The sequence below is a fragment of the Streptomyces sp. NBC_01707 genome, assembly GCF_041438805.1.
In the GTDB taxonomy this organism is placed as follows: Bacteria; Actinomycetota; Actinomycetes; order Streptomycetales; family Streptomycetaceae; genus Streptomyces.
The window spans coordinates 4488064-4508079 of record NZ_CP109190.1; the positions used below are offsets into that span (position 1 = coordinate 4488064).

Below are 20016 nucleotides of genomic sequence, written 5' to 3' on the forward strand. Positions count from 1 at the left end.
CGTACGAAACGGGGTGACCGCCCTGCGGACGGGACATGCGCCTTACTGGTTGTACGGACCGTAGTCGTAGTCCTCCAGCGGAACGGCCTGGCCGGAGCCCGTGCCGAACGGCGAGTAGTCGATGTCGTCGTAGCCGACGGCCGAGTACATCGCGGCCTTGGCCTCCTCGGTCGGCTCGACCCGGATGTTGCGGTAGCGGGACAGACCCGTACCGGCCGGGATGAGCTTACCGATGATGACGTTCTCCTTGAGGCCGATCAGGGAGTCCGACTTGGCGTTGATCGCCGCGTCGGTCAGAACCCTGGTCGTCTCCTGGAAGGACGCCGCCGACAGCCACGACTCGGTGGCGAGCGAGGCCTTGGTGATACCCATCAGCTGCGGACGGCCGGAGGCGGGGTGACCGCCCTCGGTGACCACACGACGGTTCTCGGTCTCGAACTTCGAGCGCTCGACGAGCTCGCCCGGCAGCAGCTCCGCGTCGCCGGACTCGATGATCGTCACCCGGCGCAGCATCTGCCGGATGATGATCTCGATGTGCTTGTCGTGGATCGACACACCCTGCGAGTTGTAGACCTTCTGGACCTCGCCGACCAGGTGGACCTGGACCGCGCGCTGACCGAGGATCCGCAGCACGTCGTGCGGGTTGGTGGCACCCACGGTGAGCTTCTGGCCCACCTCGACGTGGTCGCCCTCGCCCACCAGCAGACGGGCACGCTTCGAGATCGGGAACGGCGTCTCGTCGCTGCCGTCGTCCGGGGTGACGACGATCTTCTTGGTCTTCTCGGTCTCCTCGATACGGACGCGGCCGGCCGCCTCCGAGATCGGGGCGACACCCTTGGGCGTACGGGCTTCGAAGAGCTCGACGACTCGGGGCAGACCCTGGGTGATGTCGTCACCGGCCACACCACCGGTGTGGAAGGTACGCATCGTCAGCTGGGTACCGGGCTCACCGATGGACTGGGCGGCGATGATGCCGACCGCCTCACCGATGTCGACCAGCTTGCCGGTGGCGAGCGAGCGTCCGTAGCAGAAGGCACAGGTGCCGACCGCGGACTCACAGGTCAGGACCGAACGGGTCTTGACCTCCTCGACGCCGGCGCCCACCAGGGCGTCGATCAGGACGTCACCGAGGTCGACGTTGGCAGGCGCGATGACCTTGCCGTCGACGACGACGTCCTCGGCGAGCATGCGGGCGTAGACCGAGGTCTCGACGTCCTCCGTCTTGCGGAGCACACCGTCCGCACCCTTGACGGCGATCTTCAGCTTGAGGCCGCGGTCGGTGCCGCAGTCCTCCTCGCGAATGATCACGTCCTGCGAGACGTCCACCAGACGACGGGTCAGGTAACCCGAGTCCGCGGTACGCAGGGCGGTGTCCGCCAGACCCTTACGGGCACCGTGCGTGGAGATGAAGTACTCCAGAACGGTCAGGCCCTCACGGAACGACGCCTTGATGGGACGCGGGATCGTCTCGTTCTTCGCGTTCGACACCAGACCACGCATACCCGCGATCTGACGCATCTGCATCATGTTTCCTCGGGCACCCGAGTCAACCATCATGAAGATGGGGTTCGTCTTCGGGAAGTTCGCGTTCATCGCCTCGGCAACCTCGTTGGTCGCCTTGGTCCAGATCGCGATGAGCTCCTGCGTGCGCTCGTCCTTGGTGATCAGACCGCGCTCGTACTGCTTCTGGACCTTCTCGTCCTGAGCCTCGTAACCCGCGACGATGGCCTTCTTGGCCTCGGGCACGACGACGTCGGAGATGGCCACGGTCACACCGGAACGGGTCGCCCAGTGGAAACCGGCCGCCTTCAGGTTGTCGAGCGTCGCCGCCACGATGACCTTGGGGTAGCGCTCGGCCAGGTCGTTGACGATCTCGGAGAGCTGCTTCTTGCCCACCGAGTAGTCGACGAACGGGTAGTCCTCGGGCAGCAGCTCGTTGAAGAGCGCACGGCCCAGGGAGGTACGCAGCCGGAACGTGTCGCCCTGCTGGTACTCCTGCTCACCCTCCTCGGCGACCGGCGGCACCCAGCCACGCGGCGGGATGGTGCCCACCGGGAAGCGGATGTCGACCTTGGCCTGGAGCGAGAGCTCCCGGGCGTCGAAGGCCATGATCGCCTCGGCCGTGGAGCCGAAGGAACGACCCTGTCCGACGACCTTGCGCTCCTCCTCGTCCGTGGTGAGGAAGAACAGGCCCAGCACCATGTCCTGGGTCGGCATGGTGACGGGACGACCGTCGGCCGGCTTCAGGATGTTGTTCGAGGACAGCATCAGGATGCGGGCCTCGGCCTGCGCCTCCGCGGAGAGCGGCAGGTGCACGGCCATCTGGTCACCGTCGAAGTCCGCGTTGAACGCGGTGCAGACGAGCGGGTGGATCTGGATGGCCTTGCCCTCGACCAGCTGCGGCTCGAAGGCCTGGATGCCGAGTCGGTGCAGGGTCGGTGCACGGTTCAGCAGCACCGGGTGCTCGGCGATGACCTCTTCGAGGACGTCGTACACCACGGTGCGGCCGCGCTCGACCATGCGCTTGGCCGACTTGATGTTCTGCGCGTGGTTCAGGTCGACCAGGCGCTTCATCACGAACGGCTTGAAGAGCTCCAGCGCCATGGCCTTCGGCAGACCGCACTGGTGCAGCTTCAGCTGCGGACCCACGACGATCACGGAACGCGCGGAGTAGTCCACACGCTTACCGAGAAGGTTCTGACGGAAACGACCCTGCTTGCCCTTGAGCATGTCGCTCAGGGACTTCAGCGGGCGGTTGCCCGGACCGGTGACCGGGCGACCACGGCGGCCGTTGTCGAACAGCGCGTCGACGGCCTCCTGCAGCATCCGCTTCTCGTTGTTCACGATGATCTCGGGGGCACCGAGGTCAAGGAGACGCTTGAGGCGGTTGTTGCGGTTGATCACACGGCGGTACAGGTCGTTCAGGTCGGAGGTCGCGAAGCGGCCACCGTCCAGCTGCACCATCGGACGCAGGTCCGGCGGGATGACCGGCACGCAGTCGAGCACCATGCCCTTGGGGCTGTTGCTGGTCTGCAGGAACGCGGAGACGACCTTGAGGCGCTTGAGCGCACGGGTCTTCTTCTGGCCCTTGCCGGTACGGATGATCTCGCGGAGGCGCTCGGCCTCCTCGTTGAGGTCGAAGGACTCCAGGCGCTTCTGCAGGGCAGCGGCACCCATGGAGCCGTCGAAGTACGTGCCGAAGCGGTCACGCAGCTCGCGGTAGAGCAGCTCGTCGCCCTCGAGGTCCTGGACCTTGAGGTTCTTGAAGCGGTTCCACACCTCGTCGAGACGGTCGATCTCGCGCTGCGCACGGTCGCGCAGCTGCTTCATCTCACGCTCGGCGCCTTCGCGCACCTTGCGGCGCACGTCGGCCTTGGCACCCTCGGCCTCGAGCTCGGCCAGGTCGGTCTCGAGCTTCTTGGCGCGAGCCTCCAGGTCGGAGTCGCGACGGTTCTCGACCTGCTGACGCTCGACGGAGACGTGCGCCTCCAGCGAGGGCAGGTCACGCGTGCGGCGCTCCTCGTCCACGAACGTGATCATGTACGCGGCGAAGTAGATGACCTTTTCGAGGTCCTTCGGCGCGAGATCAAGCAGGTAGCCGAGGCGCGACGGAACGCCCTTGAAGTACCAGATGTGAGTGACGGGAGCGGCAAGCTCGATGTGGCCCATGCGCTCACGACGCACCTTGGCGCGCGTGACCTCCACGCCACAACGCTCACAGATGATGCCCTTGAAGCGGACACGCTTGTACTTGCCGCAGTAGCACTCCCAGTCCCGGGTCGGACCGAAGATCTTCTCGCAGAAGAGTCCGTCCTTTTCGGGCTTGAGCGTGCGGTAGTTGATGGTCTCCGGCTTCTTCACTTCGCCGTGCGACCAGGTCCGGATGTCGTCCGCGGTGGCAAGGCCGATCCGCAGCTCGTCGAAGAAGTTGACGTCGAGCACTTGTCGTCAATCCCTCTTTCGGGGTCGAGTCTCAATCAATGGTCTGAACGGGTCCGGGGCAGGGCCGGGGCCTCATGAGCGAGGCCCCGGCCAGACCCGTCAGACCTCTTCGACGCTGCTCGGCTCGCGCCGGGACAGGTCGATACCGAGCTCCTCCGCCGCGCGGAAGACGTCCTCGTCCGTGTCACGCATCTCGATGGACATGCCGTCCGAGGAGAGCACCTCCACGTTGAGGCAGAGCGACTGCATTTCCTTGATGAGCACCTTGAAGGACTCGGGGATGCCCGGCTCGGGGATGTTCTCGCCCTTGACGATGGCCTCGTAGACCTTCACGCGGCCGGTCACGTCGTCGGACTTGATCGTCAGCAGCTCCTGGAGGGCGTAAGCGGCGCCGTATGCCTCCAGCGCCCACACCTCCATCTCACCGAAGCGCTGTCCACCGAACTGAGCCTTACCACCCAGCGGCTGCTGGGTGATCATGGAGTACGGGCCCGTCGACCGAGCGTGCAGCTTGTCGTCGACGAGGTGGTGGAGCTTGAGGATGTACATGTACCCGACCGAAACCGGGTCCGGGAACGGCTCGCCGGAGCGGCCGTCGAACAGCTGGGCCTTGCCGGAGGGCTGCACCAGGCGGTCGCCGTCGCGGTTCGGGATCGTGGCCTCGAAGAGACCGGAGATCTCGTCCTCGCGCGCACCGTCGAAGACGGGCGTGGCGACGTTGGTGCCGGGGGCGACCTGGTCGGCGCCGATGGCCTGCAGGCGCTTGGCCCACTCGTCACCGAGGCCGGAGACGTCCCAGCCGCGGCTGGCGAGCCAGCCGAGGTGGATCTCCAGGACCTGTCCCGGGTTCATTCGGGACGGGACACCCAGCGGGTTGAGGATGATGTCGACCGGGGTGCCGTCCTCCAGGAACGGCATGTCCTCGATCGGGAGGATCTTCGAGATGACGCCCTTGTTGCCGTGACGGCCGGCGAGCTTGTCACCATCGGTGATCTTGCGCTTCTGCGCGACGTAGACGCGGACCAGCTGGTTCACGCCCGGCGGCAGCTCGTCGCCCTCTTCGCGGTCGAAGACGCGGACGCCGATGACCTTGCCGATCTCGCCGTGCGGGACCTTCAGCGAGGTGTCGCGCACCTCGCGCGCCTTCTCACCGAAGATCGCGCGGAGCAGGCGCTCCTCGGGGGTCAGCTCGGTCTCACCCTTGGGCGTGACCTTGCCGACGAGGATGTCACCGGCGACGACCTCGGCACCGATACGGATGATGCCGCGCTCGTCGAGGTCGGCGAGGACCTCTTCGGAGACGTTCGGGATGTCCCGGGTGATCTCCTCCGGGCCGAGCTTGGTGTCACGGGCGTCGACCTCGTGCTCCTCGATGTGGATCGAGGAGAGGACGTCGTCCTGCACGAGGCGCTGCGACAGGATGATCGCGTCCTCGTAGTTGTGACCCTCCCACGGCATGAATGCCACGAGCAGGTTCTTGCCGAGCGCCATCTCACCGTTCTCGGTGGCCGGTCCGTCGGCGAGGACCTGGCCCTCGATGACCCGGTCGCCCTCGGAGACGACGACCTTCTGGTTGACCGAGGTGCCCTGGTTGGAGCGCGAGAACTTGGCGATGCGGTACGTCGTGTACGTGCCGTCGTCGTTGGTGACGGTGATGTAGTCCGCGGAGACCTCCTGGACGACACCGTCCTTCTCGGCCTTCAGGACGTCACCGGCGTCGGTGGCGCAGCGGTACTCCATGCCCGTGCCGACGAGCGGGGCCTCCGACTTAATCAGCGGCACCGCCTGACGCATCATGTTCGCGCCCATGAGGGCACGGTTGGCGTCGTCGTGCTCCAGGAAGGGGATCATCGCGGTGGCGACGGACACCATCTGGCGCGGCGAGACGTCCATGTAGTCGACGTCGTCGCCCGGGATGTAGTCGACCTCTCCGCCACGACGGCGGACCAGGACGCGGGGCTCGGTGAACCGCATGTCCTCGGAGAGCGTCGCGTTCGCCTGGGCGATCACGAAGCGGTCTTCCTCGTCGGCGGTGATGTAGTCGACCTCGTCGGTGACCTGACCGTCGACGACCTTGCGGTACGGCGTCTCGATGAAGCCGAACGCGTTGACACGTCCGTACGAGGCGAGCGAACCGATCAGACCGATGTTCGGGCCTTCAGGGGTCTCGATCGGGCACATGCGTCCGTAGTGGGACGGGTGCACGTCACGGACCTCGAAGCCGGCCCGCTCACGGGAGAGACCACCCGGGCCAAGAGCCGACAGACGGCGCTTGTGGGTGAGACCCGACAGCGGGTTGTTCTGGTCCATGAACTGCGACAGCTGGCTGGTGCCGAAGAACTCCTTGATGGAGGCGACGACCGGCCGGATGTTGATCAGGGTCTGCGGCGTGATCGCCTCGACGTCCTGAGTCGTCATGCGCTCACGCACGACGCGCTCCATACGGGCCAGACCCGTACGGACCTGGTTCTGGATGAGCTCGCCGACGTTACGCAGACGACGGTTGCCGAAGTGGTCGATGTCGTCGGTCTCGACGACGATCGAACGACCGGACTCACCGACCGTCTCGGTCTCCCCGGCGTGCAGCTTGACCAGGTACTTGATGGTCGCGATGACGTCGTCGGAGGTGAGTACGCCGGCGTCCAGCGGCTCTTCGGCGCCGAGCTTCTTGTTCACCTTGTAGCGGCCGACCTTCGCGAGGTCGTAGCGCTTCGGGTTGAAGTAGAGGTTCTCGAGCAGCGTCTGAGCAGCCTCGCGGGTGGGCGGCTCGCCCGGGCGCAGCTTGCGGTAGATGTCGAGCAGCGCGTCGTCCTGGCCCTGGGTGTGGTCCTTCTCCAGGGTGGCGCGCATGGACTCGTACTCGCCGAACTCCTCGAGGATCTGCTCGGTGGTCCAACCGAGAGCCTTCAGGAGGACGGTGACGGACTGCTTGCGCTTGCGGTCGATACGGACACCGACCATGTCGCGCTTGTCGATCTCCATCTCCAGCCAGGCACCCCGGGACGGGATGATCTTGGCGGAGAAGATGTCCTTGTCGGACGTCTTGTCGATCGAGGAGTCGAAGTAGACACCCGGCGAGCGCACGAGCTGCGACACGACGACACGCTCGGTGCCGTTGATGACGAAGGTGCCCTTGTTGGTCATGAGCGGGAAGTCGCCCATGAAGACCGTCTGAGACTTGATCTCGCCGGTCTCGTTGTTTGTGAACTCGGCCGTGACGAAGAGCGGGGCGGCGAACGTGAAGTCGCGCTCCTTGCACTCGTCGATCGAGTTCTTCGGGGGCTCGAAGCGGTGGTCGCGGAACGTAAGCGACATCGACCCGGAGAAGTCCTCAATCGGTGAAATCTCCTCGAAGATCTCCTCCAGGCCGGACTTGGTGGGGACGTCTTGTCCACTGTCCAGAGCAGCCTCGACGCGAGCCTTCCAGGCGGCATTGCCGAGGAGCCAGTCAAAGCTCTCGGTCTGCAGCGCGAGGAGGTTCGGAACCTCGAGGGGCTCCTTGATCTTTGCAAAAGAGATGCGCAGCGGGGCGGTGCTGGCACCGTTGTTCGTATTCGCGGTCGAGGCGTTGCGCGAGGCGGCCAAGAGGGGGTCCTTCCGAGGGCTCGGACTCACTACGCGCGTACCGGTCCCAAGTTGGACACGGTGACGAATTCCCAGGTCAGGGACGATCGATCATCGGTGTTCAAGCATTGGGCATGCCCCTGGTGACGGGCAGGAGGCAGCTAACAGGCAGCGCAAAGGGTCAGTGTAGCCAAACGGCACACTGATGTCCAGTCCGGGTTCTCAGAGACCCTCGAAGCTCGCAACAGCTGTTCTCAACACCTATGAATCGCCCTCGCGCGGATGCGCTCTTCTTTACTGCCCTCTTCGCCCACGATCCATGCATCGGATCCGGATCGAGTGACGACGCGTCCTGAGAATTGCGCGCCGCGTGCGGTTCGTCAAGGCCCCCCTGCGGGAGAGAGCCCCGAGACCCTCGTCCGCCGCCCCTCGGCACCGGCCGCAAGCCCCCTTCGGAGGCGTACGGCGAAGATCACCCTACTCGTCAGCCACGGAAGAGCAAGACGAGCGCCTCGGGTACGCCGAAGGGCGACCACCCGGATGGGTGATCGCCCTTCGCGATGTGACGTCCGTGCCGTGCGGCACGAGCAGTCCAGACGAGTCAGATGACTCGCAGGGTCACTTGACCTCGACCGAGGCGCCAGCGGCCTTGAGGGACTCGGCAGCCTTCTCGGCGGCCTCCTTCGCGACCTTCTCGAGGACCGGCTTCGGGGTGCCGTCGACGAGGTCCTTGGCCTCCTTCAGACCCAGGGAGGTCAGCTCACGCACGACCTTGATGACCTGGATCTTCTTCTCGCCGGCGCCGGTGAGGATGACGTCGAACTCGTCCTGCTCCTCGACGGCCTCGGCGGCGGCAGCGGCGCCACCGGCGGCGGCAACGGCGACCGGAGCGGCAGCCTTGACGTCGAACTTCTCCTCGAACGCCTTGACGAACTCGGAGAGCTCGATGAGGGTCAGGGTCTCGAACTGCTCGAGCAGCTCGTCCTGGGACAGCTTCGCCATGATGGCGTCCTTCCACTAAGTCGGCAGGTGCCGGGTGTATATGAAGGCGGGCGTACGGGCCCGCTGCGAGCCGTGGAGCGGAGTGTTACTCCGCCACCTCGGCGTCGGCGGGAGCCGGCGTACCGGCACCGCCCTGCTCGACCTTGGCGCGAAGGGCGTCCGCAGTGCGGACGAACTCCGACAGAGGGGCCTGGAAAGTCGCCGCGGCCTTGGCCATCGACGCCTTGATTCCACCGGCCACCTTGGCGAGCAGAACCTCGCGGGACTCGAGGTCCGCAAGCTTCTTGATCTCATCGGCGGACAGCGCCTTACCGTCAAGGACACCGCCCTTGATGATGAGGTTCGGGTTGTCCTTGGCGAAGTCACGAAGACCCTTCGCCGACTCCACCGGGTCACCGGTGACGAAGGCAACCGCCGTCGGGCCTGCGAACAGGTCGTCCAGCGTGTCGATCCCGGCCTCGTTGGCCGCAATCTTGGTCAGCGTGTTCTTCACCACGGCGTACTGGGCGTTCTCACCGAGCGAACGGCGCAGCTGCTTGAGCTGTGCCACGGTGAGACCCCGGTACTCGGTCAGCACAGCGGCGTTCGAGCTGCGGAACTGGTCCGCGAGCTCGGCTACCGCGGCAGCCTTGTCGGGCCTTGCCATGAGCGTCGGCCTCCTTCCGGGTGATGAGGACCGCTCAGAAGGGGCCGGGAAAGACGAAACGCCCCGGCACAAGTGCCAGGGCGCAGCTCGACCGGACATAAGTCCGGGAGCGTTCCACAGTCACCTGCGCAGGTCGTCCGCACTCAACGGATCCTTCGGTCACTGCCCCCTCTTGCGAGAGCGCAGCAACGACCAGCGGTCTTTGGCTTCTGTAGGAGAGTACGCGACCGGGGTCGCGCCGAGCAAATCCGTCCCGGTTCGGGCGGTGCGGGAGGTTTAAGACGCGCCCGCGGCGCTGCCCTGCTGCTGCTCCAGAAGCTTCTGGAAGTCCACGGTGTCGGAGGCCGGGGGCTCCTCGACCGCGACGTCGGTGCCGTAGTCGCTGTAGAACACCGTGGAGTTCAGCTCGCCGGTCTTCATCCGGCCGTGCTCGGTCTTCTTCACCAGCAGCTCGTCCTTGTCGACCCAGATGTCGACCTTCTCCGTCGCGATACCGGCGTCGCTCAGCTGCTTCTTGAGCTCGGCGAGCTGATCGGCGTCGACGGCGGAGTTCTTGGTGCTCAGCTCGGCGACGTCGACCGTGCCGGAGTAATGCGTCGTGGCGACGCCCCGTACGTCCTCCTGGCCGACCTTCTTCACGTCTCCCGAGGCCAGCAGAGCCTGTACTCCCTGGCCGGGGGTGCTGCTCTGCAGCTGGTCCTTCATCACCTCGCCGGAGGCGCCCGCCAGCCGGGCCAGGTCGTCGTAGGAGTAACGGATCCAGTGCTTGCCGCCCGCCTGCCTGGCGAACGCCTCGCCCATGTTGGCGACGTACCCGTCCTTGAAGTAGCGGGCCTGCATCGTGCCGTCGCCGCCGGACTGCTTCAGGGCATCACCCATGGTGCCGCCGGTGTACGTGATCTCCATGGTGCCGGTCATGCCGTCGGACCAGTCCATGGCGCCGGTCTGTTTCATGGACATCGTCGTGCCCATCACCGTGGTGCCCTCGATCCTGGCCGAGCTGGCACCACTGGTCTTCTTCTGCACACTGCGCAGCGCCGCGATCGGGTCGGCCCTGACGGCGCCACCGGCGCCGCTGCCGGTGTCGTCGCTTCCCCCGCAGGCCGCCACCGATGTCAGCGCCGCCAGCACCGCAGCCGACAGGCACACGCGTCGCACGGTCATCGTCGTCATCGTCTTCTCCACCCTCGCTCCGTACGGTCGTCCCACGCCGACGCACGGCGCGGACAGCCACTGCTGCGTACGAGAACGAGGACGGGCCCCGCACCTCGAAAGGTTGCGGGGCCCGCTCAAGTCACACGAGACGCGGCTTTCGTACGAGCGCGGAGGCTCAGACGGCGGCCGGGTCCTCCTCGACGAGGAGGTTACGGGTGCGGTTGGCGTCCAGCGGGATGCCGGGGCCCATCGTGGTGGCCAGGGTGGCCTTCTTGATGTAGCGGCCCTTGGCGGCGGACGGCTTCAGACGGAGGATCTCCTCCAGCGCCGCGGCGTAGTTCTCGACCAGCTTCGTGTCATCGAAAGAGACCTTGCCGATGATGAAGTGCAGGTTCGAGTGCTTGTCGACGCGGAACTCGATCTTGCCGCCCTTGATGTCGTTGACAGCCTTCACGACGTCGGGGGTGACGGTGCCGGTCTTCGGGTTCGGCATCAGACCACGCGGACCGAGCACGCGGCCGAGGCGGCCGACCTTGCCCATGAGGTCCGGAGTGGCGACGACGGCGTCGAAGTCCAGACGACCCTTCGCCACCTCGTCGATGAGCTCGTCGGCGCCGACGATGTCGGCGCCCGCGGCTTCCGCGGCCGCAGCACGGTCACCGGTCGCGAAGACCAGGACCCGGGCGGTCTTGCCGGTGCCGTGCGGGAGGTTCACGGTGCCACGGACCATCTGGTCGGCCTTGCGCGGGTCTACACCCAGGCAGAACGCGACCTCGACGGTGCCGTCGAACTTGGTGCTGGCGGTGTCCTTGGCGAGACGGACGGCCTCGAGGGGGGCGTAGTTGCGCTCCCGGTCGATCTTGGCGTCCGCAGCGCGGAGGTTCTTGCTGCGCTTCACTGCTGCTCCTGTGGTTTCAAGTGTGGAGGCGTGGTGCGGGCCAGCGCTTGGCCCTACCACTGAGGGACTACGGGGCTGATCAGCCCTCGACCGTGATGCCCATGGAACGGGCGGTGCCGGCGATGATCTTCGACGCGGCGTCCAGGTCGTTGGCGTTCAGGTCGGGCAGCTTGACCGTGGCGATCTCGCGGACCTGGGCGCTCGTGAGCTTCGCGACCTTGGTCTTGTGCGGCTCGCCGGAGCCCTTGTCCACACCTGCGGCCTTGAGGATGAGCTTGGCAGCCGGCGGGGTCTTCGTCACGAAGGTGAAGGAGCGGTCTTCGTAGACCGTGATCTCCACCGGCACGACCATGCCACGCTGCGACTCGGTCGCGGCGTTGTAGGCCTTGCAGAACTCCATGATGTTGACGCCGTGCTGGCCGAGCGCGGGGCCGACCGGCGGGGCCGGGTTGGCCGCACCGGCGTTGATCTGGAGCTTGATAAGCCCCGTGACCTTCTTCTTCTTGGGAGGCATTGCTCTCTCCGGGTCCTAGTGAGAGTTTTTCGCCGTCATCCGGATCATCCGGATGCAGGCATACCGCACAACGATAACGGGTATAGCTGCGCGACCAAAAACCGAGCAGGTCAGACAGGCTCTAGAGCCTGTCTGACCTGCTCGGTAGGCATGTGTCCAGAAGTCGGCGAAAACCGTCAGTTCTTCTGGATCTGGTCGAAGCTGAGCTCGACCGGGGTCTCGCGACCGAAGATCTCGACGAGGCCCTTGACCTTCTTCGAGTCGGCGTTGATCTCGTTGATCGTCGCCTGCAGCGTCGCGAACGGACCGTCGGTGACGGTGACCGAGTCGCCCACCTCGAAGTCCAGCACCTGGACCTCGACCTTGCGGGACGGAACCGGCTTGCCCTCGGCCTCGGCGGCCTCGCGGGCAGCCTTCTCCTCGGCCTCCGGGGCGAGCATCTTGACGATCTCGTCCAGGGTCAGCGGGTACGGGTCGTAGGCGTTGCCCACGAAGCCGGTGACACCGGGAGTGTTGCGCACGACGCCCCAGGACTCGTTCGTCAGGTCCATGCGCACCAGGACGTAACCCGGGAGCTTGTTCTGACGGACGTTCTTGCGCTCGCCGTTCTTGATCTGGACGATCTCTTCCTCGGGCACTTCGGCCTGGTAGATGAAGTCCTCGACGTTGAGCGAGACGGCGCGCTGCTCCAGGTTGGCCTTCACACGCTTCTCGTAACCGGCGTACGTGTGGATGACGTACCACTCGCCGGGGAGGCCCCGGAGCTCGTCACGCAGAGCGGTGACGGCATCGACCGGAGCGGCCGGCTCGGCCTCTTCCTCGGTCTCGTCGTCGCCCTCGGCGGCCTCGTCCTCGCCGGACTCCTCGTCGGAGTCGGCCGCAGCGGCCTCGTCCTCGACGTCCACGGCGGCCTGCTCGGCGGGCTCTCCCGCGGCGTCGGCGTCGGCAGCTTCGGCCTGGTCCGGCTCCACAGCGTCAGCCGCCTCGACGATCTCGGCCTCGGCCTCGGCGGACTCGAAGGCGCCCGCCGTCGGCTCGACGGCGTCGTTCAGGTTCGGGTCAGACACGGTGGCTGCTTCTTCCTGGATACAAATGGGTGGAACATGCGAAAGGGGCGCCCATGAGGCGCCCTCCGCGGGATCAGCCGAAGACGTACTTGATGGCCCGCTGGAATCCGAAGTCAATCACGGTCACAAGACCAATCATGACGACCACGAAAACAATCACCACGGACGTGTACGTCGTCAGCTGGTTACGAGTCGGCCAGACAACCTTGCGCAACTCGGCGACGATCTGGCGGTAGAAAAGCGCGAGACGACCCATGGGGCCCTTCTTTCCGCGCTTGCCGCCCTTCCGAGTCCTCTTCTTGGACTCGGGTACTTCATCCTCAGCATCAGGCATGTCGATGGAGCCCACGGCGTCCGTCACGCTTCTCACCTGATTCCGGGTCATGGCCGTGCCGCGCCCGGTGGAGCCGCACGGCGGTGCATTGAAGTACGTACATGCGCACACATCCTGGCGAAGGAGTGTGTAGCAGGGCCGGAGGGACTTGAACCCCCAACCGCTGGTTTTGGAGACCAGTGCTCTACCAATTGAGCTACGACCCTTTGTGGTTTCCACCAACCTACCGCATCTCCCCCGATGCTCCGGGTGCAGGAACGGTGCGGCTGGTGAAGGCCAACGACAGGTGAGTGTACGTGCTCAGCGGCCCGGCGTCGAACAGATAGCTCCGGACAACTCCTGTCCGGTTCTTGTCCGCATGCTGTCCGGGTGCTGTCCGGTCCCTGAAACCGCTGTGCCGACCGGGATTGCGGTCTGCGAGCATGGGGCGCATGAGCGCTGCAACTTCTCCCTCCGAGCGCCGGGTCTCCGCCCGCATCGGTGCAATCTCCGAGTCCGCCACTCTGGCCGTCGACGCCAAGGCCAAGGCCCTCAAGGCCGCCGGCCGTCCGGTGATCGGCTTCGGTGCCGGTGAGCCCGACTTCCCGACCCCCGGCTACATCGTCGACGCCGCGGTCGAGGCCTGCCGCAACCCGAAGTACCACCGCTACACCCCGGCGGGCGGGCTCCCCGAGCTCAAGGCCGCCATTGCAGAGAAGACGCTGCGCGACTCCGGGTACCAGGTCGACGCCTCCCAGATCCTGGTGACCAACGGCGGCAAGCAGGCCATCTACGAGGCGTTCGCCGCGATCCTCGACCCGGGCGACGAGGTCATCGTCCCGGCGCCGTACTGGACCACCTACCCCGAGTCGATCCGTCTCGCCGGCGGTGTCCCGGTGGAGGTCGTGGCCGACGAGACCACCGGCTACCGGGTCTCCGTCGAGCAACTGGAGGCGGCACGCACCGAGCGCACGAAGGTCGTCCTCTTCGTCTCGCCGTCGAACCCGACCGGTGCGGTGTACAGCGAGGCGGACGCCAAGGCGATCGGTGAGTGGGCCGTCGAGCACGGCCTGTGGGTGCTCACCGACGAGATCTACGAGCACCTGGTCTACGGCACCGCGAAGTTCACCTCGCTGCCCGCGCTCGTGCCCGCCCTGCGCGACAAGTGCATCGTGGTCAACGGTGTCGCCAAGACGTACGCGATGACCGGCTGGCGTGTGGGCTGGCTCATCGGCCCCAAGGACGTCGTCAAGGCCGCGACCAACCTGCAGTCGCACGCCACGTCCAACGTCTCCAATGTCGCCCAGGTCGCCGCGCTGGCCGCCGTCTCGGGCAACCTGGACGCGGTCGCCGAGATGCGGACCGCCTTCGACCGCCGCCGCCGGACCATCGTGCGGATGCTCAACGAGATCGACGGCGTGCTGTGCCCGGAGCCCGAGGGCGCGTTCTACGCGTACCCGTCGGTGAAGGCGCTGCTCGGCAAGGAGATCCGCGGCAAGCGCCCGGCCACCTCGGTCGAGCTGGCGGCGCTGATCCTGGACGAGGCCGAGGTCGCGGTCGTTCCGGGCGAGGCCTTCGGCACGCCGGGCTACCTGCGGCTGTCCTACGCGCTGGGCGACGAGGACCTCGTCGAGGGCGTGTCGCGGCTCCAGAAGCTGCTGGGCGAGGCGAAGGACTGACCTCCGCGCCCTTCCGCTCAGGTGCCCCCCGGCCGACGCCGGGGGGCACCTTCTTTGTGCGCTTTCGATCAAGCGGTCGCACGAGCTTGCGTTCGAGGATCAACTCGATGGGGAATCCCGCTACCGCGACAGCCCATGGGTACGGCAGGATCTTCGAATGGAGCGTGACGTACGGCTGTTGCCCAAGGCCCACCTGCACTTGCATTTCACCGGGTCGATGCGGCCCACGACGCTGCTCGAACTCGCCGACAAGTACGGCGTACGGCTACCCGAGGCGCTGACCGGTGGCGAGCCACCCAGACTGCGGGCGACGGACGAGCGCGGCTGGTTCCGCTTCCAGCGGCTCTACGACATCGCCCGGTCCTGCCTGCGGGCGCCCGAGGACATCCAGCGACTGGTGCGCGAGACGGCCCAGGAGGACGTCGCGGACGGCTCCGGCTGGCTGGAGATCCAGGTCGACCCCACCTCGTACGCCCCGCTGCTCGGCGGACTCATCCCGGCGATCGAGATCATCCTTGACGCGGTGGACTCCGCGGCGCGCGAGACCGGGCTCGGGATCCGTGTGGTGATCGCTGCGAACCGGATGAAGCACCCGCTGGACGCGCGGACGCTGGCCCGGCTCGCGGTGCGGTACGCGGACCGCGGTGTCGTCGGCTTCGGGCTCTCCAACGACGAGCGGCGCGGCATGGCGCGCGACTTCGACCGGGCCTTCGCCATCGCCAGGGAGGGCGGACTGCTGGCGGCTCCGCACGGCGGCGAACTGGCCGGCCCATCGAGCGTGCGGGACTGCCTGGACGATCTCGACGCGGCCAGGATCGGCCACGGCGTCCGGGCCGCCGAGGACCCGCGGCTGATGCGCAAACTGGCGGAGCGTGGGGTGACCTGCGAAGTGTGCCCGGCGTCGAACGTCGCCCTAGGCGTCTACGAGAAGCCTGCGGACGTACCCCTGCGCACCCTGTTCGAGGCCGGCGTGCCGATGGCGCTCGGCGCGGACGATCCGCTGCTCTTCGGGTCCCGCCTCGCCGCGCAGTACGAGCTCGTACGGCGCCATCACGCGTTCACCGACGAGGAGCTGGCGGAGCTGGCGCGGCAGTCGGTGCGGGGGTCGGCGGCTCCCCCCGACGTGCGGGCGCGGCTGCTGGCCGGGGTCGACGACTGGCTGGCGGAGCCGGCCGACTAGCCGCCTCCTCCTGCGGGAGCCCGCGCCGGCCGCACAGGTGGACTCAGGCCTGTGTGCCGATCCCGTGCAGCACCGTCCGCGCGACGGAAGCGGCGAACTCGTCCAGGGACTGCGGCGGCCGGCCCTCCTCCGTCGCGTCGTACGCGAACGCGCGCTGGACACAGGCGCCGAGCAGCAGCGACGCGGCCGCGTAGGTGTCGGCACCGAGCCGCACGCGGCCGGCCGCCTGTTCGCTGCGGAGATAGCCGGCGACGCCCCGGATGGGCACGTGCGGGCCGGTGCCGAGCTCGCGCATGGCCGCGTCGTGGCGACTCTTGAGCCGCGGCTCGGCATAGAGCGAGGCGGCGATCGGGAAGCTCTGGGCGTAGAAGAGCGCGGCCTCGCGGGCGATGTCGGTGAGATTCTCCTCGACGGTCCGCTCCCCCGCCCCCGGGTCGGCGGTCAGCCGCCGCAGCAGTGGGTTGAGCTTGGGCAGCCGCTCCTTGAGCACGGCCACGAACAGTTCTTCCTTGCTGGGGAAGTGCTTGTAGAGCGCCGCCTCCGAGCAGCCCGCGGCCCGGGCGATCTCCTTGGTGGTGGCCCGGGCCAGGCCGATGGTGAGCATCAGCTGGTGGGCGGCGTCGACGATGCGGACGCGGGCCGGCTTCTGCTCCATGGGCACTCCAATGAGGCTTGACGCGTGGTGAGTATCCACTCACTCTAGGGGTGAGTGAATACTTACCCACCCCGGGAGGGTGCGCAATGAGACTCACGGTGTTCGGTGCGACAGGCGGCATCGGCCAGGAGATCGTCCGCCAGGCCGTGGCAGCGGGCCACGACGTGACGGCGGTGGTCCGCGATCCGGCACGGCTGCCGGTTCCGCTCTCCGACGTCACGGTCCACACCGCGGAGCGGATCGACGATCCGGAGGGGCTGCGCGAGGCGGTCGCCGGGCGGGACGCGGTGCTCTCGGGGCTCGGCTCGCGCGGCCGGAAGGCCGACGGGATCACCGAACGGCTCACCGGCTCGGTGATCCATGCCATGGAGGCCGAGGGGACGCGGCGGCTGCTCGTGGTGAGCGCGGCCCCGGTCGCACCGAAGCCCGCGGACGACCCCCTGCTGGACCGGATGACGCTGAAGGCGATCGGCGCGATCCTCAAGGAGGTCTACGCCGACCTGACACTGATGGAGGGTGCGCTGGCGCACAGCGCCACGGACTGGACGTCGGTGCGCCCGCCGAAGCTCACCGACGGGCAGCTGACGGGGAAGTACCGGACGGTCTACGGCAGCAACCCGCGCAGCGGCAGGTTCATCTCGCGGGCCGATGTGGCACACGCGATGCTGGCGCTGATCGACGATCCGGCGGCGGTCAAGCAGGGCGTGGGCGTGGCGTACTGACGCCCCCGCCACGCCCCCCAGCGGCCCTCGAAAGGCCCGGAAGGCAGGGACTCAGAGGCTGACGCCGACCGTCACCGGCTCGTTGACGAGCGTGACGCCGAAGACGTCCTGGACCCCTGCCACGACCTCGCGGGCCAGCGCGAGCAGATCCTCGGTGGTCGCCCCGCCGCGGTTGGTGAGGGCGAGCGTGTGCTTGGTGGAGATACGGGCGGGGCCGGTGCCGTACCCCTTGGTGAAGCCGGCCCTGTCGATGAGCCAGGCCGCCGAGGTCTTGGTGTGTCCCCCGTCCGCGGGGAAGGCGGGGGGCGTCACCTCGGGGCCGAGCCGGTCCTTGGCGCGGGCGAGGAACGCCGCGTACTGCGCGGCGTCGAGGATCGGGTTGGTGAAGAAGGAGCCCGCCGACCAGGTGTCGTGGTCCTCGGCGTCGAGCACCATGCCCTTGCCGGCGCGGAGTCGCAGCACGGTCTCGCGGGCGGCCGCAGCAGGCACCCGCTCTCCCTGCTCGACGCCCATGGCGCGGGCCGTTTCGGGGTACTTCAGGGGCGCGGAGAGACCACCCGCGTCTTCCAGTTCGAACCGGACACGCAGCACCACGAAGCGGTCGGGTTCGGCCTTGAAGCGACTGTGCCGGTACGAGAATGCGCACTCGTCGTTCGGGATGGTGACCGTTTCGCGGGTGTACCGGTCGTAGGCGACGACCTCCGTGATGGTCGACGCCACCTCCTGACCGTACGCACCGACGTTCTGGATCGGCGTCGCGCCCGCGGAGCCGGGGATTCCGGCCAGGCATTCGATTCCGGCCAGACCGGCCTCGACGGTCCGGGCGACGGCCTCCGTCCAGATCTCTCCGGCGGCCAGTTCCAGCGCCGTGCCGACCAGCTCGAACCCCTTGGTCGCGATGCGCAGGGCGGTGCCGTCGAAGCCCTTGTCGCCGATGACCAGGTTGCTGCCGCCGCCGATGACGAGGAGCGGCGTACCGCTGTCGTCGGCCTCGCGCACGGCTGCGACCACCTCGGCGTCGGTCGTCGCCGTGAGGAGGCGGGCCGCGGGGCCGCCGAGCCGGAAGGTGGTCAGGGGGGCGAGGGGGGCGTCGTGGAGTTCCTGCACGGGGACAAGAGTACGGTCCGTGGCCCCGCCGCTCGGGCGGGGCCACGGACCACGTACGTGGTGGGCCATGGATCAGGCGGCGACCGGGGCCAGTCCCTCGGCCGGTTCCGCGCCCGTCATCGGGTCCGCCTCGGGCGCAGGTGCGGTGCGGCGCCCCGGGATCAGCAGGGCGGCGAGTGCGGCGAGCGCCACCACCCCGGCGCCGATCCAGACCGCCGGGACGGTCCCGTCCGTGAAGGACTCCGCGGAGCCGTAACCGCCCTGCGCCGAGAAGACCGAGCCGAGCACCGCGACACCGAGGGCGCCACCGACCTCGCGCAGGGAGTTGTTGGCGCCGGAGGCGATGCCCTGCTCGGCGGGGCGGACGCTGGACATCACCAGGCTGGCGGCCGGCGCGAAGTAGAGCGCCATTCCGATGCCGCCGATCATCAGGGCCGGCAGCTGGGTGGTGTACGGGACGTCGGGGGCGATGATCATGGCGAAGAGGGCCAGTCCGACGGCCTGGAGCGCGAGGCCGGTGACGACGACCGGACGGCCGCCGAACCGGTCGGAGAGATATCCGGCGATCGGGGCGACCAGCATCGGCATGCCCGTCCAGGGCAGCATCCGCAGCCCTGCCTCGCTCGGCGAGTAGCCCAGCACGCCCTGGAAGTACTGGCTGAGCAGGAAGATCGAGCCGAACATCCCGAGGAACATCAGCAGGCCGGCCATGTTGATCCCGAAGAAGCCGCGGTTGCGGAAGAGCCGCATGGGCAGCATCGGGTTCTTCGCGTGGAAGCCGTGGTGGATGAATCCGCCGATCAACGCGGTACCGGCGATCAGTCCGGTGAGGACCGTGGGGCTGGTCCAGCCGTCGGCGTTGGCGTTGACCAGCCCGTAGACGATGCCGAAGAGTCCGCCGCTGACCAAGAGGGTGCCGACGAGGTCGAGCCGGGCGTTCGGGGCGTACGACTCCGCCAGCCGCAGGCGGGCCAGCGGCAGCAGGACCAGGCCGATCGGCACGTTCAGCCAGAAGATCCACTGCCAGGAGAGGTGCTCGGTGAGGCTGCCGCCGATCAGGGGCCCACTGGCGACGGCCAGTCCGGTGACGGCGCTGAAGATGCCGAGCGCCATGCCACGGCGAGCGGCCGGCACGGCGGCCGTGAGCAGGGTGAGCGTCAGCGGCATCATGATCGCCGCCCCGACCCCCTGGACTGCCCGGAAGGCGATCAGTTCGTTGATCCCGGACGACAGGGCCGCGGCGGCGGAGGCGCCGGTGAAGACGGTGAGCCCGGCGAGGAAGAGCCGTCTCCGGCCGAACCGGTCACCGAGGGCCGCCCCGAACATCAGCAGAACGGCGAAGGTCAGGGTGTACGCGTTCACCGTCCATTCGAGCTCCGGCAGTTCGCCGCCGAGGCTCTCGCGGATGGAGGGCAGGGCGGTGGTGACGACGAGATTGTCGAGCGCCGCCATGAAGCTGGCGACACTGGTGATGACGAGGGCCCAGACCGCTCCTGAGCGGCCTGTGGTGTGCTGGTTCACTGCTCCCCCTGGGGGTTAGTTATTGATGACTAACTTTGATGGGCAGAAAAC

General features: G+C 67.5%; 15 protein-coding genes and 1 tRNA gene. 3 read left to right on the forward strand and 13 right to left on the reverse strand.

What is annotated here, in order from left to right; genetic code table 11:
- Positions 1–42: 42 nt before the first annotated feature.
- From OG963_RS20140 to OG963_RS20185, 10 genes are all read right to left on the reverse strand, one after another.
- Positions 43–3942, reverse strand: coding sequence for a DNA-directed RNA polymerase subunit beta' (locus tag OG963_RS20140; RefSeq protein WP_030914114.1), 3900 nt, complete (start codon positions 3940–3942; stop codon positions 43–45).
- Between the two features lie 99 nt (positions 3943–4041).
- Entirely contained in the window at positions 4042–7527 is a 3486-nt protein-coding gene (gene rpoB, locus OG963_RS20145) for a DNA-directed RNA polymerase subunit beta (RefSeq protein WP_030914111.1), read from the reverse strand.
- A 597-nt stretch (positions 7528–8124) separates the two neighbouring features.
- Positions 8125–8508 (reverse strand): 50S ribosomal protein L7/L12, encoded by a 384-nt coding sequence (gene rplL / locus OG963_RS20150; RefSeq protein ID WP_030914109.1) that lies wholly within the window; start codon positions 8506–8508, stop codon positions 8125–8127.
- 85 nt (positions 8509–8593) lie between these two features.
- Positions 8594–9154, reverse strand: coding sequence for a 50S ribosomal protein L10 (rplJ, locus tag OG963_RS20155; RefSeq protein ID WP_030914107.1), 561 nt, complete (start codon positions 9152–9154; stop codon positions 8594–8596).
- A 276-nt stretch (positions 9155–9430) separates the two neighbouring features.
- Positions 9431–10327: a hypothetical protein gene (locus OG963_RS20160; protein ID WP_371799293.1), complete on the reverse strand. Its 897-nt coding sequence runs from the start codon at positions 10325–10327 to the stop codon at positions 9431–9433.
- 157 nt (positions 10328–10484) lie between these two features.
- Entirely contained in the window at positions 10485–11207 is a 723-nt protein-coding gene (gene rplA, locus OG963_RS20165) for a 50S ribosomal protein L1 (protein WP_030914102.1), read from the reverse strand.
- A gap of 79 nt (positions 11208–11286) precedes the next feature.
- Entirely contained in the window at positions 11287–11721 is a 435-nt protein-coding gene (rplK, locus tag OG963_RS20170; protein ID WP_030914099.1) for a 50S ribosomal protein L11, read from the reverse strand.
- A 176-nt stretch (positions 11722–11897) separates the two neighbouring features.
- The gene (nusG, locus tag OG963_RS20175; RefSeq protein WP_093773286.1) at positions 11898–12788 is read right to left on the reverse strand and encodes a transcription termination/antitermination protein NusG; all 891 of its coding nucleotides are present in this window, start codon (positions 12786–12788) and stop codon (positions 11898–11900) included.
- Between the two features lie 73 nt (positions 12789–12861).
- Positions 12862–13149 (reverse strand): preprotein translocase subunit SecE, encoded by a 288-nt coding sequence (secE, locus tag OG963_RS20180; RefSeq protein WP_030914093.1) that lies wholly within the window; start codon positions 13147–13149, stop codon positions 12862–12864.
- A 106-nt stretch (positions 13150–13255) separates the two neighbouring features.
- Positions 13256–13328, reverse strand: a tRNA-Trp gene (locus tag OG963_RS20185).
- Between the two features lie 225 nt (positions 13329–13553).
- Here OG963_RS20185 and OG963_RS20190 point away from each other — a divergent pair.
- Both OG963_RS20190 and OG963_RS20195 read left to right on the forward strand, forming a co-directional pair.
- Positions 13554–14780, forward strand: coding sequence for a pyridoxal phosphate-dependent aminotransferase (locus OG963_RS20190; protein ID WP_093930856.1), 1227 nt, complete (start codon positions 13554–13556; stop codon positions 14778–14780).
- A gap of 157 nt (positions 14781–14937) precedes the next feature.
- Positions 14938–15960: an adenosine deaminase gene (locus tag OG963_RS20195; RefSeq protein ID WP_371799294.1), complete on the forward strand. Its 1023-nt coding sequence runs from the start codon at positions 14938–14940 to the stop codon at positions 15958–15960.
- Between the two features lie 43 nt (positions 15961–16003).
- On the opposite strand, the gene OG963_RS20200 is transcribed toward OG963_RS20195, so the two are convergent.
- Positions 16004–16615: a TetR/AcrR family transcriptional regulator gene (locus OG963_RS20200; protein ID WP_093930857.1), complete on the reverse strand. Its 612-nt coding sequence runs from the start codon at positions 16613–16615 to the stop codon at positions 16004–16006.
- Positions 16616–16701: 86 nt separating this feature from the next.
- Here OG963_RS20200 and OG963_RS20205 point away from each other — a divergent pair, with 86 nt between their 5' ends.
- Positions 16702–17337: an NAD(P)-dependent oxidoreductase gene (locus tag OG963_RS20205; protein ID WP_371799295.1), complete on the forward strand. Its 636-nt coding sequence runs from the start codon at positions 16702–16704 to the stop codon at positions 17335–17337.
- 51 nt (positions 17338–17388) lie between these two features.
- On the opposite strand, the gene OG963_RS20210 is transcribed toward OG963_RS20205, so the two are convergent.
- A complete protein-coding gene (locus OG963_RS20210) occupies positions 17389–18444 on the reverse strand; it encodes a UDP-N-acetylmuramate dehydrogenase (RefSeq protein ID WP_093930858.1) in 1056 nt (351 codons plus the stop codon).
- 72 nt (positions 18445–18516) lie between these two features.
- Positions 18517–19965, reverse strand: a complete 1449-nt coding sequence (locus OG963_RS20215) for an MFS transporter (protein ID WP_093930859.1) — start codon at positions 19963–19965, stop codon at positions 18517–18519.
- Positions 19966–20016: the final 51 nt, after the last annotated feature.